The sequence below is a fragment of the Roseomonas sp. OT10 genome (assembly GCF_020991085.1).
GTDB lineage: Bacteria > Pseudomonadota > Alphaproteobacteria > Acetobacterales > Acetobacteraceae > Roseomonas > Roseomonas cutis.
This window is the reverse complement of record NZ_CP087719.1, coordinates 233,996-248,145: the sequence shown is the minus strand read 5'-3', so window position 1 is coordinate 248,145 and position 14,150 is coordinate 233,996. Positions and strand designations below refer to the sequence as shown.

The window sequence follows — 14,150 nt, the reverse complement described above, 5'->3', positions numbered from 1 at the left end:
CCTACCCGGCGCGCGGCGCGTAGTCCCAGGCGGCGACGCCCTCCGGCCGGCCCTCCAGGTACAGGCTGGCCCGGCGGGACGGGGATTCCGCCACCACGCGGCCGCGCCGCACCACGGCGAGGCGGGCGGCGCGCAGGCGGATGGCCTCGATCGGATCGGCCGCGTCGAGCAGCACCAGGTCGGCGTGGCAGCCCGGCTCCAGCCCGTAGCCCTCCAGCCCCATGACCTTCGCCGGCTGGACGGTGACCGCGTCGAAGCAGAAGCGCATCGCCTCGCGCGAGGTCATCTGCGCGACGTGCAGCCCCATATGCGCCACGTCCAGCATGTCGGCGCCGCCCAGCGAGTACCACGGGTCCATCACGCAGTCCTGCCCGAAGGCGACGGTGACGCCCGCCGCGCGCAGCTCCGGCACGCGGGTCATGCCGCGCCGCTTCGGATAGGTGTCGTGGCGGCCCTGGAGCACGATGTTGATCAGCGGGTTGGCCACCGCCATCACCCCCGCCTCCGCCAGCAGCGGCAGCAGCTTCGAGACGTAGTAGTTGTCCATCGAGTGCATCGAGGTCAGGTGCGATCCCGTCGCCCGCCCGCCCAGCCCGTGGCGCAGCGTCTCGCGCGCCAGCGTTTCAACATGGCGGGAGAGCGGGTCGTCGCTCTCGTCGCAATGCAGGTCGACCGGCAGGCCGCGCTCGGCCGCGAGGCGGCAGAGCAGGCGGACGGATTCCGCCCCCTCCTCCATGGTGCGCTCGAAATGCGGGATGCCGCCGACCACGTCCACGCCCATCTCCAGCGCGCGCGTCAGCTTCGCGAGCGCGCCGGGGGAGCGCAGCACGCCGTCCTGCGGGAAGGCGACCAGCTGCAGGTCCAGGTAGGGCGCGACGCGGCGCCTCACCTCCAGCAGCGCCTCCACCGCCAGCAGCCGGTCGTCGCACACGTCGACATGGCTGCGCACGCCCAGCAGCCCCTGGCTGACCGCCAGGTCGCAGTAGCGCAGCGCGCGCTCGATCACCGCCTCCTGCGTCAGCAGCGGCTTCAGCTCGCCCCAGAGCGCGATACCCTCCAGCAGCGTGCCGGAGGTGTTCAGCCGCGGCTGCCCGAGCGAGAGCGTCGCATCCATGTGGAAGTGGCAGTCGAGGAAGGGCGGCGAGACCAGCTTCCCGCCCGCCTCGACCACCCGCCCCGCGCCCTCGATGGGCAGGCCGGGCGCCACCGCGGCGATCCGCCCGCCCGCGCAGGCGATGTCCATCCCCCGGCGCCCGTCCGGCAGGGTGGCGTCGCGGATCAGCAGGTCGGGGGTCATGCAGGCTCTCCGCGCATGGCCCCGGCATGGCGCTTGCCTGGACCGGACGCGGTCCGCTGGACGGGCCACGTCCCGGCTGCTTCCATCCGGGCCGGATTCGACGCAGGGATCATCGCATGACGGACGAGTCGCGCCAGGACGGGCCCGCGCTCCCCTCCCCGCTGCCCCGGCGCGGGGCCCTGCTCGGCGCCGCCGGGCTGGGCCTCGCCGGGCTGGGTGCCGCGCTGCTGGCGCCCGGCCGCCGCGCCCTGGCCCAGCCAGCGGCGACAGCGCCGCTGAAGGTCGCGGCCGTCTTCGCCACGCCGGTCGAGGAGCCCTGGGTCCGCCAGATCCACGAGGCCCTGCTGAAGGCCAAGGCGGAGCATGGCATCGACTACCAGTTCTCCGAGCACGTGGCCGCCGCCGACTTCGCCCGGGTGATGCGCGAATACGCGGAGAAGGGCAGCAACCTGGTGATGGGCGACGCCTTCTCGGCCGAGACCATCGCCCGCCGCGTGGCGCGCCAGTATCCGCGCGTGGCCTTCCTCTTCGGCTCGGGCCAGGGCCCGGCGGCGCCGAACTTCGGCGTCTTCGACAACTGGATCCACGAGCCCGCCTACCTCTCCGGCCTGATCGCCGGGAAGATGACGAAGAGCAACGTCATCGGCGCCGTGGCGGCGATGGACATCCCCGAGGTCGCCCGGCTGGTGAACGCCTTCAGGGCCGGCGCGCGGGAGGTGAACAAGGACGTCCGCTTCCGTGTCACCTTCATCGGCTCCTTCTTCGACCCGCCCAAGGCGAAGGAGGCGGCGATCGCCCAGATCGAGGGCGGGGCGGACGTGCTCTATGCCGAGCGCTTCGGGGTGATCGAGGCCTGCAAGGAGCGCGGCAGGCTCGCCATCTCCAACATGTCGGACCAGAGCTCCCTGGCCCCCGACACGGTCATCACCGGCCCGGTCTGGGACATGTGGCCGACGGTGGACGCCGCCATCAAGCAGGTCCGCGCCGGGGTCTTCACCGCCCAGGATTTCGGCTCCTTCTCCTTCATGGCCCAGGGCGGCTCCCGCCTCGCCCCCTTCCACGCCTGGGAGCAGAAGCTGCCGGAGGAGGTGAAGGCGCTGGTCGCCAAGCGGACGCAGGAGATCCTGGACGGCGACTTCCGCGTGAACGTGGACGAGAGCACGCCGCGCTCCGATTGATGCCGCCTGTCGTGGTGCCGGGCCCCCGGAGGAGGGGCCGCCTCCCCCGTGGTCCCCTCCACCGGGGCCACAGGCTGGCCCCGGCCCCCGCCGGGCGTCCGGCTCCGCGTGGCGAGGGTGCGCCCTGCGGGCTGGTCCCGCAGGGCGAGCGGTCAGGCGGGGCTCAGAAGCGGCAGGCCGCCGTCAGCGAGCGGGGCGGCGCGACCCGCCGGAGGCCCATGGCCTCCGGCGAGGCGGCGCCTTGCCCCCGGGCCACGGGCGCCCCGGCATGACCACTCCGCCGCTGGTCGCGATGCGCGGCATCTCCAAGCGCTTCGGCGCCGTGCGGGCCTGCGACGGCGTGGACCTGGAGGTGCGGCCCGGCGAGATCCTGGGCCTGCTGGGCGAGAACGGCGCCGGCAAGACCACGCTGATGAGCGTGCTGTTCGGCACCTACGCCGCCGATGCCGGGCGCATCGAGATGGACGGGCGGCCGGTGCGGATCGCCGGCTCGGCCGACGCGCTGGCGCTGGGCATCGGCATGGTGCACCAGCATTTCCAGCTCGTCCCCCGCCACACGGTGCTGGAGAACCTCCTCGTCGGCCGCCGTTCCGGGCTGAGCCGGGCGCAGGCGCTGGAGCGGCTGGCCGCGATCGGGCGGGACTACCGCCTGGCGCTCGACCCGGACGCCATCGTCGGCGGCCTCTCGGTCGGCGAGCAGCAGCGGGTGGAGATCGCCAAGGCGCTGGTGCGCGGCGCCCGCGTGCTGGTGCTGGACGAGCCCACCGCCACCCTGACCCCGGACGAGGCGCGCGGCCTGTTCGAGGCGCTGCGCGCCATGGCGGCGCGCGGGCTGGGCGTCATCCTGATCAGCCACAAGCTGGGCGAGGTGCTGGAGGTCACGCACCGCATCACCGTGCTGCGCCACGGCCGCGTCGTCGCGGAGCGGGCGAATGACGGCACCCTGTCGCGCGCCGCCATCGCCCGGCTGATGGTCGGCCGCGATCCCGACCCGCCGCGGCGGGAGCCCTCCACCCCGGGCCGCGTGCTGCTGGCGCTGGAGGGCGTCTCCACCCGGCGGGAGGGCGGGGCGGCGCTGCGCGACGTGTCGCTGCGCCTGCGCGCGGGCGAGGTGCTGGGCATCGCCGGCGTCGCCGGCAATGGCCAGCGGGAGCTGGCCGACGTGATCGCCGGGGTGCTGCCCCCGGGGGCGGGGCGGATCGTGGTGGACGGCATCGCCGTGCCGCGCCCCGACCCGCGCCGCATGCAGGCGCTGGGGATCGGCCGGGTGCCGGAGGACCGCCTGGGCCAGGGCATGATCCCCGGCCTGTCCCTGGCCGAGAGCATGGCCCTGCCCCGCATCGGCCAGCGTCCCTTCAGCCGCGGCGGGGTGATCGACCGCCGCGCCCTGCGCGATTTCGCCGAGGCGCAGATCGCCCGCTTCGACATCCGCGCCAGCGGGCCGGCGGCGCGGGCCGGCGACCTGTCCGGCGGCAACCTGCAGAAGGCGCTGCTGGCCCGCGAGCTGGCGTGGGAGCCGAAGATCCTCCTCGTCGCCCAGCCCACGCGCGGCATCGACGTGGGCGCGGCGGAGATCGTCCACCGCGCCCTGCTGGAGGTCCGCGCCCGCGGCGGCGCGGTGCTGCTGGTCACCGAGGACCTGGAGGAGCTCTTCGCCCTGTCGGACCGGATTGCGGTGATGTCCGGAGGCCGTATCCTGGCCGAAATGCCGGGGGAGGAGGCGACGGTGGAGCGCGTCGGGCTGCTGATGGCCGGGGTGGCTGCATGATCCGGCTGCGGCTGGAACGCCGGCCGCGCCCTGCCCCCTGGCTGCAGTTCGTCCTGCCCTTCGCGGCCGTCCTGCTGGCCCTGCTGCTCTGCGCCCTGCTGGTGCGGGCCGCCGGGGCGGACGTGCTGACCGCCTATGCCCGGCTCTTCCTCAGCACGGTGGAGAGCCCCTTCGCCATCGAGCAGACGCTGATCAAGACCGCGCCGCTGGTCCTGACCGGCCTGGCCGTCGCCGTCGCCTTCCGCGCCCGCTTCTGGAACATCGGGGCGGAGGGGCAGCTCCTCGCCGGGGCGGTCGCGGCCGGCTTCGTCGGGCAGCGGGACTGGCTGCCGGACCTGCTGCTGGTGCCGGGGATGCTGCTGGCCGCCGCCCTGGCCGGCGCCGCCTGGGCCGTGCTGCCGGCGCTGCTGCGGGTGAAGCTGAAGGTGGACGACGTGGTCAGCACGCTGCTGCTGAACTACGTCATCCTCTACGCCGTGATGGGGCTGCTGCGCGGGCCGTGGAAGGACCCGGCCAGCGCCTACCCCACCTCCGCCCCCATCCGGCCGGAGGCGGAGCTGCCGGTGCTGGCGGGCGGCAACCTGCATCTGGGCGCGCTGCTGGCGGTGGTCCTGGCCGGGCTGGTCTGGTGGGTGATCGCCCGCACCACGCTGGGCTTCCGCATCCGTGCCGTGGGGCTGGGGCCCGAGGCGGCGGGCTATGCCGGCATCCCCGTGGGCGGCACGCTGGTCACCGCCGCCGCGCTCTCCGGGGGGCTGGCGGGGCTGGCCGGGGCGGGCGAGGTGGGAGGCGTCCACTTCCTGGTCAATTCCGAGCTTTCCGCCGGCTACGGCTATGCCGGGATCGCGGTGGCGATGCTGGCGGAGCTGAACCCGCTGGGCGTGCTGCCCTCGGCGCTGTTCTTCGCCATGGCGCTGACGGGGGCGGAGGCGATGTCGCGCGCCACCGGCGTGCCCGTCTACCTGGCGCAGGTGATCCAGGGGGTCGCGCTGCTGGCGATGGTGTCGCTGCGGCTCTTCGCCGCCTACCGGCTGCGGCTGGAACGGCCCGCGGCCGCCCGGCCCTTGGTCCATGGGGCCCCGGGCCATGGCTGAGGCGCTGCTCGCCCCCCTGCTCGACCTCGGGCTGCTGGCGGCGGTGCTGCGCATCGCCACGCCCCTGCTGCTGGGCACGCTGGGCGAGTTGTTCAGCGAGCGCGCGGGCGTGCTGAACCTGGGGATCGAGGGCACCATGCTGCTCGGCGCCATGGCCGGCTTCACCGCCGCCTGGATGACCGGCAGCCTCTGGCTGGGCGTGCTGGCGGCGGCGCTGGTGGGGGCCGCCTGTGCCGGGCTGCTGGCCTTCCTCGCCGTCGGGCTGGGGGTGAGCCAGCACGTGGCGGGAATCGGCCTGACGCTGCTCGCGACCGGCCTCGCCTTCTTCGGCTACCGGCTGATCTTCGGCCAGCCCTCCGTGCCGCCCTCGGTGACGCCCTTCGCGCCCCTGCTGGTGCCCGTCCTGTCCGACCTGCCGGTGCTGGGCCCGGTACTGTTCCGCCAGACGGCGCTGACCTGGGTCGCGCTGCTCGCCATCCCGCTCTCCTGGTGGGCACTGTTCCGCACCCGCTGGGGACTCGACCTGCGCACGGTGGGCGAGAACCCGCGTGCCGCCGATGCGGCCGGGGTGAGCGTGGGCGCGATGCGGACCCAGGCAGTGGTGCTCTCCGGCGCCATGATGGGGGTGGCGGGTGCCTTCCTCTCGCTCGCGCAGTTCAACGCCTTTACCTTCGGCGTCGTCTCCGGCCGCGGCTGGGTCTGCATCGCGCTGGTGATCTTCGGCCAGTGGCAACCCTGGCGCGCCGCCGGGGCCGCCTTCCTCTTCGCCCTGCTGGAGGCGGTGCAGCTTCGCCTGCAATCGGCCGGGGTGCTGAACGTGCCCTATGAGCTGCTGCTCATGCTGCCCTTCGTGCTGACCATCGCGCTGATGGCCGTGGCCTCGCGTGACGCCCGCGCCCCCGCCGCGCTGCTGCGGCCCTTCCGCCGCGAGGAGCGGTCCTGAGCGCCAGTCTGGCGATACGTCCCGGCCGGTGCTTGCCAGGGCCGGCCGCGCCGGGGGGAAGGCTCCGCCTTGCCCCCCGGACCCCCCATCCGCCAGGAGCAGAGCCCCTGGACCCCCGTTCACGGACGCGTCGGCACGCCGGGGAGCCATGCTCCCCGGCGACGGCGGCCGCAGCACGCGCGGCCTTTGATTCTTCCTCGGTTCCCTGCCGGTCCGCGCGCTCCCCGGATGCCGCCCGCAGGCTGACACCGACCATGCGGCGCCAGACTCCCAGCGGGGTCCGGGGCACGCTTGTGGCCCCGGCGGAGGGGGGCCCGGGGGCGAGGCAGAGCCTCCCCCCGGTCCGACGCCGGCCGCAGCGTGCCCACCCCTCCCAGCCGGGCCGGAGAGGGTGACCGCGCCCCTGGCCGCCGTGACCGGGGGGACCGGCTTCCTCGGCCGGGCGGTCCTGCCGGCGCTGGCGGCGGAGGGCTGGCGGCTGCGCCTGCTGGTGCGCCGGGAGCCGGGCTTCACCCCGCCGCCAGGGACGGAACTGGTGCGGGGGGCGCTGGACGACCCGGCGGCGCTGGCGCGGCTGCTGCACGGCGCCGGGGTGGCCGTGCACCTGGCCGGGGAGATCCGTGCCTTGCCGCGCCGGGACCTCTTCGCTGCGAACGCCGCCGGGAGCGCCGCCGTGGCGACGGCGCTGGAGCCGGGGACGCGGCTGGTGCTGGTGTCCTCGCAGGCGGCGCGGGCGCCGGAGGTCTCGGACTACGCGGCCAGCAAGCGGGCCGGCGAGGCGGCGGTCGAGCGCCTGCCGCTAGACTCGCCCTGGGTGGTGCTGCGCCCCTGTGCCGTGCACGGCCCGGGGGACGAGGCAGCGTGCCGCTTCCTGCGCCTCGCCGCCCTGCCGCTGGCGCCGGTGCCCCGGGGGCGCGAGCCGCGGCTGGCGCTGATCCAGCGGGAGGACGCCGCGGCCGGCATCGCCGCCTTCTGCCGGGCCGGGGCACCCTCGGGCCGGGTGTTCGAACTGACCGATGCCCGGATCGACGGCTATGGCTGGCGGGAGATCCTGGCGCTGGCCGCCCGGGCCCTCGGTCGCCCACCGCCCCGGCTGGTGCCGCTGCCCGACGCCGCCTTCCGCGCGGCGGGCGCCTGGTCAGAGCGGCTGGCGCACTGGCGGGGCAGGGCCGCCTTCTTCGGCCGGGGCAAAGCGGCGGAGTTGCTGCACCGCGACTGGACCCCCGACCCTGCCGCCCAGCCCCCGGCCGCGCTGTGGCAGCCGCAGATCACCGCGGCCGAGGGCTTCGCCGCCCTGGCACGTGCCCGGCCGGCAGGCCGATGAGCCATCCGGCACCGCCGCCCCGCCGCAGTGGCGCCATACGCGCGGCGTGATGCATTGACATCTGCCGGCGCGGGGTGCGCCCGTGGCCCGGGGGCAAGGCTCCGCCTCGCCCCCGTACCCCCACTCCGCCAGGACCCTGCGGGCCCTGGACCCGATCAGCGCTGCCGCGGGACAGCCGGACATGGGGTCACAGCGCCGAGGAGCCATGCTCCTCGGCGAGTACGGCCGCAGCATTCGCTGACGCCTTTGAAGCTTTTTCAGGGTCCCGCCTGTCCGTGCTCCGTCAGGGTTCAGCCCGGAGGCTGACGCCCACCGCACAGAACCAACTCCCAGCGGGGACCGGGGCCCGCTTGTGGCCCCGGCAGGGGAGGGTCTGGGAGGGGACGGCGTCCCCTCCCGGTCCATCGCCGGAACACAACAGAACAACGGGTTAGGTCATCGGGTGGTCCATATCAGCAGAAGTGAGCGCCGCGCGTCTCCACCGGCAGGACATAGAGCGACTGGCTTGCCGTCATGAACAGGCGGTTGCGGCGCGTGCCGCCGAAGCACAGGTTGGCGCAGATCTCGGGCAGCTTGATCTGGCCGATCCGCGCGCCGTCGGGCGCGACGACGTGGACGCCGTCATAGCCGTCGCCGACCCAGCCGGCGGCGATCCAGATGTTGCCTGCCTCGTCCGCGCGGATGCCGTCGGCCATGCCGGTCTTCCCGTCCACCGTCATGTCCACGAAGGTCCGCGGGTTGCGCAGCGCGGTGCCGTCCACGTCGAAGGCCCAGACGATGCTCTTGGCTTCGGGGTAGTGGCTGCGGCCGGTGTCGGCGACGTAGAGGATGCGGTAGTCCGGGCTGAAGCACAGGCCGTTGGGCTTGAAGGGCGCGTCCGTCACCTTGGCGACCTGCCCGCTCTGCGCGTCGATGCGGTAGACCGCCTCCTTGATGAGCGGGCGGACGGAGGTCGCGGCCTCCGGCACGCGGTTGCCCTCGTAGTCCATCAGCGCGCCGTAGCCGGGATCGGTGAACCAGATGGCGCCGTCCTGGGGATGGACCACGACGTCGTTCGGCGCGTTGAAGGGCCCGTCCGGGCCGCTCGCGGCCAGGATGGTCAGCTTGCCGTCCGGCTCGTAGCGCACGACGTCGCGGTGGAAGTGGCGGCAGGAGATCTGCCGGCCCTCGCGGTCGAAGGTGTTGCCGTTGGCATAGCCGGAGGGGCTGCGGAAGCGGCGCGAGACGTGGAAGTCCTCCTCCGTCAGCCGCAGGATCTCGTCGTTCGGGATGTCCGACCAGATCAGGAAGCGCCCGGTCGCATGCCAGGCGGGGCCCTCGGCCCAGCCCAGCCCGGTATGGAGCCGGCGCACCGCGCTGTTGCCGAGCTTGGCGGTGAAGCGCTTCGGGTCCAGCGCGATGACGTCCGCATCCGGGTAGCGGACCGGACCGCCGCCACGGCCGTAGTCCCGAGGCGCGGGCTGGGCGGAAGCGGACATCAGCGGGGCCGCGGCGACCGCAACGGCGGCCGCGGTCGCGCCGAGGAAGCCGCGCCGCGGCGGCGCGGCGTGGGTGTCGAGCATGGCGTTTCTCTCCCGCCGGGCCCTTGACCGGGCCTCGGCGGCGCCAGCATGCCATCAAGCGCGGGGCGGGATGCAACCCATCCGCGAGGGGGCGCCGGCGTCACGGGCTCGCGGCCTCGCCCAGGGAGAGCATCAGCCGGTTCGCCCAGTTGAAGAAGGCGGCACCGTGGATCACGTCGACGATCTCCGCCACGCCCAGCCCCTGCTCCTCCAGGCGAGCGACCTCCGCCTCCCCAAAGGCCGCCGGCGTACGGGACAGGGCGACGGAGGCATCGATGATGGCGTCCCAGCGCGGGTCGATCCGTGCCCCCACGCCCTCGTCCAGGAGGCGCTGCACCGCCTCCCCCCGCCTGGAGAACTGCGTGGCGAAGCGTGCATGCACGGAGGCGCAGTAGATGCAGCCGTTGAGGCGCGAGGTGGCAGCCGCCGCCAGCTCCCGCTCCGCCCGCGGCAGCCCGTCGCGCGTGTTGTAGAAGATGTCCTTGTCCGTCCGGGTGCGGGCGCCGAGAATGTCCGGGTCGCGCGCCAGCAGCATGAAATAGGCGGATTTGGACCGTGCCCGGTCCACCAGCCCGTCCCAGTGCCGGTCCGTCAGCGCCTCCTCGCGCAGCGGCTCCAGCCAGGGCAGCCAGTCCAGCATCTCCTGGGTGAAGGCGTTCGGCTCGCGGTTGCCGGGATGGGTGATGGTCTGCTCGGCCATGGTGTCCGTGTCTCCTGACCGGTGCGCTCAGCGGGCGTCGGCGAGCCGGCGCTGCAGCACGCGCAGGCCGTGGGTGACGCGGAGCTGGAAGGCGAGGAAGGCGATGAGCTGGGACAGGGTCACCACCCCGGTGGTGGACCAGCCGGCATCGAGCAGCGCCTGCAGCGCCGCCGGGCCGGCGTCGCGCGGGTGGAAGACCAGCAGGTGCGCGTGCTCCAGCGCCGCGGCCAGCCGCTCGCCCAGCGCCGCGCGCGCCTCGGCGGGGACCACATAGGCCGGCGGTGCCGTGTCCTCGGCCGAGAGCGGCCCGGCCGGGAAGCGCCCCGCCGGCCCCTCCGCGCGGCCCCGCCCGGCCTCCGCCGCGACCGCCGCGGCCAGGGCGGGGGTGCCGCCGGCGCGCTCCAGCCCCTGGCGGTAGAAGGCGGTCTCCGGCTCCTGCCGGTGCAGCGCGGCGACGAAGGCGGCGACGGCGAAGCGCCATTCCATCGGGAAGTCCCCTGCCGCGGCCGTCTCGAACAGGGCACGGTAGCTGGCCTGGGCGTTGTCGCGGGCCTGCTGGCGCCCCGCCCGGACCTGATCGAGGAGGGAACCGGGCGCGATGCCGACGAGGTGGTCGATGACGTCGGGCACGGAGGTGGTCATGCGGTTCCTGTCGCGCTGGGAATCCGGAGCCGGGAGCCTATCCCCCGCCCTCCGCCGCCGCCAGGGCCCGCCCCGCCGTCGCCCCTCGGCCACACCGCCCTGCCCCGACCGGGCCGGCTCCCCGACCGGGGTAGCCAGCCGCCCCCCCGGGCCGCTATCACCCCTCCCCCTCAGGGGAACGGATAGGGGGCGAAGGCATGTCGGACGTGGCCGAGCGGAACGAGATGACGGAAGAGGACCGGGATCACGAGAAGGCCCGGGACAGCGAGGTCGGCGGCATCGCGGCCGACCGGCTGCGCTCGATCATCGAGCGCGTGGAGCGGCTGGAGGAGGAGCGCAAGGCGCTGGCCGACGACATCAAGGACATCTTCCAGGAAGCGAAGTCCGCCGGCTTCGAGGTGAAGGTGATCCGGCAGATCATCCGCATCCGCAAGCAGGAGCCCGCCGAGGTGGAGGAGCAGGAGACCCTGCTGGACCTCTACCGCCGCGCGCTGGGCATGTGACCCGGCCGGGCGGCGCCGCGTCCCGGCAGGGGGAGCCAGGGTCGTGGCGCTGATCCCGGTGACGGCCCGCCTCGCCATCGAGGAGTCGGAGATCCAGGAGAGCTTCCTGCGAGCCTCCGGGGCGGGCGGGCAGAACATCCAGAAGGTCGAGACGGCGGTGCAGCTGCGCTTCGCCATCCGCTCGCCCAGCCTGCCGGAGGCGGTGCAGGAGCGCCTGCTGCGCCTGGCCGGGCGGCGGGCAACGCGCGACGGCGTGCTGGTGATCACCGCCCAGCGCCACCGCACGCAGGAGCGCAACCGCGAGGATGCGCGCGAGCGTCTGCTGGCGCTGCTGCGCGAGGCGGCGACGCCCCCGCCCCCGCCCCGCCGGGCAACGCGCCCCACCCGCGGATCGCAGGAACGGCGGCTGCAGGGCAAGGCGATCCGGTCGGGGATCAAGAGCCTGCGCGGACGGCCGGAGGGCGAGTAGGGCATCGCCGGGCGGGCGCGAAGGGCCCGGGCGCGGGGCCCGTCACGGGCCGCCGGATCCCGTCAGCAGCCGGTTCAGCAGTCGCAGCAGGTCCTCGACCACGACCGGGTCGAAGCCCTGCCGCACCTCCATCACCACCAGCCGCGTCACCGCCGGCTCCTCGATCGGGCGCGTCGTGAGCAGGCCGGCCTCCACCTCCGCCAGCACGTTGATGGGCGCGAAGATCGTCGAGCCCAGCCCCGCCACCACCGCCTGCTTGCGCGGGATCAGCCCGTCCACCTCGTGCGCGATGTCCAGGCGCAGCCCCGCCTGCCGCGCCAGGCGCTCCATGAGGCGCCGGTCCGGCTTGCCGGCCGAGGGCAGGATCAGCCGCGCGCGGCAGAGGTCGGGGAAGCGGATCGGCCCTTCTCCGCCCGGCTTCACCCCGCCCTCGCCCGCGGCCGTGACGAAGACCAGCGGTTCGCGGAACATCGGCCGGCCGAGCGGCCAGCGGTCGTCGGCGAGGTTCACCGCCAGGTCGAGCTGCCCGGCCTGTACCATGCGGTGGCTGTCCTGCGTCCATGCCTCGGTGACGTAGAGCTCGATCCCCGGCATGCGCTCCGCCACCACCGAAAGCACCTTCGGCACCAGGGGCGAGAAGGAGGGGATCACCGCCAGGCGCACCGGCCGCCGCTGGCTGGCGGCCCCGCGCCGGCGCTGCGCGAACTCGCCCTCCGCCCGCGCGATCGCGTCCAGGATGCCGCGCGCATGGCCGAGCAGGACCTGCCCGGCCTCGGTCAGCACCACGCCCTGGCGCAGCCGCTCGAACAGCCGCTCACCCAGCGCCGTCTCCAGCTCGCGCATGTGGTGGCTCAGCGCCGGCTGGGCGATGGCCAGGCCACGGGCGGCGCCGGAGAAGGAACCCGCCTCGGCGATGGCCACGAAGTAGCGCAGCCGGCGCGTGTCCAGTCGAGGATCCATGGCCATCCATACAAACCCTGTATGGCCTGTTCAATTCTCTCTATTTGTTGTCCCGACCCCGCCGTCCCTACCCTGGCCGCAAGCACGAAGCCCCCGCGGGCCGCCGCGCGGGGAGTTCCCCCGCCGGCCCCGACCGGGCGCCGGAACGGACAAGGGAGAGACATCGTGAAGCCCCTCATGGGATTCGGGCTGGCGCTGGCCGCGCTGGGCCTCGCCGCCGCGCCGGCCCAGGCGCAGACCGCCGCCGCGCGCGCCGTGACCATCGTGCTGCCGGCGACCTTCTCCAACATCGACGCCTGCAACATCAGCTCGGAGAGCGGCATCGTCTCGCGCGAGAACATCGTCGAGACCCTGACCCAGCTCGACCCCGTCGACAGCTCCCCGAAGCCGCGCCTGGCGCTGACCTGGCAGCAGACGGACCCGCTGACCTGGCGCGTCACGCTGCGCCAGGGCGTGAAGTTCCACGACGGCGCCGATTTCAACGCCCGGGCCCTGGCCGCGGCGGTGGACCGCATGCTGGACCCGAAGATGGAATGCCTCGACCGGCTGCGCTACATGCGCGACGTCGGGCTGACGGTGACGGTGGTCGACGACCACACCGTCGACCTGGGCACGAAGACGCCGCAGCCGCTGATGCCGACGCTGATGGCCTATATCGGCGTGGGTTCCCCCAATTCGCCGCGCAGCCTGTCGCGCGAGCCGGTCGGCACCGGCCCCTTCCGCATCGCCGGCTGGCAGGGCGACCAGAAGCTGACCGTGCGCCGCTTCGACGGCTACTGGGGCGCGAAGCCGGCGGTCGAGCAGGCGACCTACCTCTGGCGTGCCGAGCCCGCCCTGCGCGCGGCGATGGTGCAGGTGGGGGAGGCGGATATCGGCCTCGCCATCCTCGCCACCGACGCCACCAACAAGCAGACCGACTTCGCCTACCAGAACGGCGAGACCACGCGCCTGCGCTTCGTGATGAGCGCGCCGCTGGACGACATCCGCGTGCGCCGCGCGATGAACCTCGCCATCGACCGCGAGGCGCTGCGCGAGGGGCTGTTCACCGGCGACTTCCAGCTCGCCACGCAGTTCTTCATGCCGCGCATCGCCGGCTACAACCCCGACCTGCGTCCCTGGCGCTACGACCCGGCGGAGGCGAAGAAGCTGCTCGCCGCCGCCAAGGCGGACGGCGTGCCCGTGGACCGCGAGATCCTGCTGATCGGCCGCATCGGCTTCTACCCCCAGGCCCAGGAGGCCATGGAGGCGATGATCCAGATGTGGGCCGATGTCGGGCTGAAGGTGCGGCTGCGCATGATGGACCGCGCCGAGTGGCTGAAGCTGGTCAACAAGCCCTTCGCCGAGAACCGTGGCCCCACGCTGATCATGGAGCAGCACGACAACACGACGGGTGATGCCAGCTTCACGATGAACTTCCGCTACCTCTCCACCGGGCAGCAGTCGGAGATCTCCGTCCCCGCGCTGGATGCCCTCCTGAACCAGGCCAATGCCGCCTCGGGCGAGGAGCGCCGGCGGCTGTTCCGCGAGGCCAACCGCATGGCGGCGGAGGAGATCGTGCCGGACATCCTGATGTTCTACATGGTCAACCACATCCGCATCGCGCCCCGGCTGGACTTCCGGCCGACCAACGTGAACAGCACCCAGCTGGAGCTGTCCGATATCCGCTTCCGGAACTGAAGCGCAGCGAACCGGTGGCATGGCGGCGGCGCC

13 protein-coding genes are annotated in these 14,150 nt (G+C 74.0%); 8 read left to right on the top strand and 5 right to left on the bottom strand.

Annotated features, from left to right (window positions below; genetic code table 11):
- Window position 1: 1 nt before the first annotated feature.
- Complete coding sequence (locus LPC08_RS01300) at window positions 2-1,297, bottom strand: amidohydrolase family protein (RefSeq protein WP_230450931.1); 1,296 nt, start codon at window positions 1,295-1,297, stop codon at window positions 2-4.
- 116 nt (window positions 1,298-1,413) lie between these two features.
- Between LPC08_RS01300 and LPC08_RS01295 the strand changes: the two genes are divergently transcribed.
- From LPC08_RS01295 to LPC08_RS01275, 5 genes are all read left to right on the top strand, one after another.
- Window positions 1,414-2,475, top strand: coding sequence for a BMP family protein (locus LPC08_RS01295; RefSeq protein ID WP_230450930.1), 1,062 nt, complete (start codon window positions 1,414-1,416; stop codon window positions 2,473-2,475).
- A 268-nt stretch (window positions 2,476-2,743) separates the two neighbouring features.
- Window positions 2,744-4,243, top strand: a complete 1,500-nt coding sequence (locus tag LPC08_RS01290) for an ABC transporter ATP-binding protein (RefSeq protein ID WP_230450929.1) — start codon at window positions 2,744-2,746, stop codon at window positions 4,241-4,243.
- Window positions 4,240-5,337, top strand: coding sequence for an ABC transporter permease (locus tag LPC08_RS01285; RefSeq protein WP_230450928.1), 1,098 nt, complete (start codon window positions 4,240-4,242; stop codon window positions 5,335-5,337). Before LPC08_RS01290 ends, LPC08_RS01285 begins: the two co-directional genes overlap by 4 nt.
- Window positions 5,330-6,280 (top strand): ABC transporter permease, encoded by a 951-nt coding sequence (locus LPC08_RS01280; RefSeq protein WP_230450927.1) that lies wholly within the window; start codon window positions 5,330-5,332, stop codon window positions 6,278-6,280. The genes LPC08_RS01285 and LPC08_RS01280 overlap by 8 nt, the downstream gene beginning before the upstream one ends.
- Before the next feature lie 391 nt (window positions 6,281-6,671).
- Window positions 6,672-7,604 (top strand): NAD-dependent epimerase/dehydratase family protein, encoded by a 933-nt coding sequence (locus LPC08_RS01275; RefSeq protein ID WP_230450926.1) that lies wholly within the window; start codon window positions 6,672-6,674, stop codon window positions 7,602-7,604.
- A 452-nt stretch (window positions 7,605-8,056) separates the two neighbouring features.
- Here the strand turns inward: LPC08_RS01275 and LPC08_RS01270 are convergent, their stop codons facing one another.
- From LPC08_RS01270 to LPC08_RS01260, 3 genes are all read right to left on the bottom strand, one after another.
- The gene (locus tag LPC08_RS01270) at window positions 8,057-9,166 is read right to left on the bottom strand and encodes an SMP-30/gluconolactonase/LRE family protein (RefSeq protein ID WP_230450925.1); all 1,110 of its coding nucleotides are present in this window, start codon (window positions 9,164-9,166) and stop codon (window positions 8,057-8,059) included.
- A gap of 100 nt (window positions 9,167-9,266) precedes the next feature.
- Window positions 9,267-9,866: an alkylhydroperoxidase domain protein gene (locus LPC08_RS01265; RefSeq protein WP_230450924.1), complete on the bottom strand. Its 600-nt coding sequence runs from the start codon at window positions 9,864-9,866 to the stop codon at window positions 9,267-9,269.
- 27 nt (window positions 9,867-9,893) lie between these two features.
- Window positions 9,894-10,508 carry a CMD domain protein gene (locus LPC08_RS01260; protein ID WP_230450923.1) on the bottom strand — a complete coding sequence of 205 codons (615 nt, stop codon included), beginning with the start codon at window positions 10,506-10,508 and terminating at the stop codon, window positions 9,894-9,896.
- A 224-nt stretch (window positions 10,509-10,732) separates the two neighbouring features.
- Between LPC08_RS01260 and LPC08_RS01255 the strand changes: the two genes are divergently transcribed.
- Both LPC08_RS01255 and arfB read left to right on the top strand, forming a co-directional pair.
- Complete coding sequence (locus LPC08_RS01255; protein WP_230452951.1) at window positions 10,733-11,011, top strand: DUF2312 domain-containing protein; 279 nt, start codon at window positions 10,733-10,735, stop codon at window positions 11,009-11,011.
- Between the two features lie 49 nt (window positions 11,012-11,060).
- Window positions 11,061-11,480, top strand: coding sequence for an alternative ribosome rescue aminoacyl-tRNA hydrolase ArfB (gene arfB / locus LPC08_RS01250; RefSeq protein WP_230452950.1), 420 nt, complete (start codon window positions 11,061-11,063; stop codon window positions 11,478-11,480).
- 42 nt (window positions 11,481-11,522) lie between these two features.
- Here the strand turns inward: arfB and LPC08_RS01245 are convergent, their stop codons facing one another.
- Window positions 11,523-12,440 carry a LysR family transcriptional regulator gene (locus tag LPC08_RS01245; RefSeq protein WP_230450922.1) on the bottom strand — a complete coding sequence of 306 codons (918 nt, stop codon included), beginning with the start codon at window positions 12,438-12,440 and terminating at the stop codon, window positions 11,523-11,525.
- A gap of 165 nt (window positions 12,441-12,605) precedes the next feature.
- On the opposite strand from LPC08_RS01245, the gene LPC08_RS01240 reads away from it, so the two are divergent.
- The gene (locus tag LPC08_RS01240; RefSeq protein WP_230450921.1) at window positions 12,606-14,117 is read left to right on the top strand and encodes an ABC transporter substrate-binding protein; all 1,512 of its coding nucleotides are present in this window, start codon (window positions 12,606-12,608) and stop codon (window positions 14,115-14,117) included.
- Window positions 14,118-14,150 lie beyond the last annotated feature (33 nt).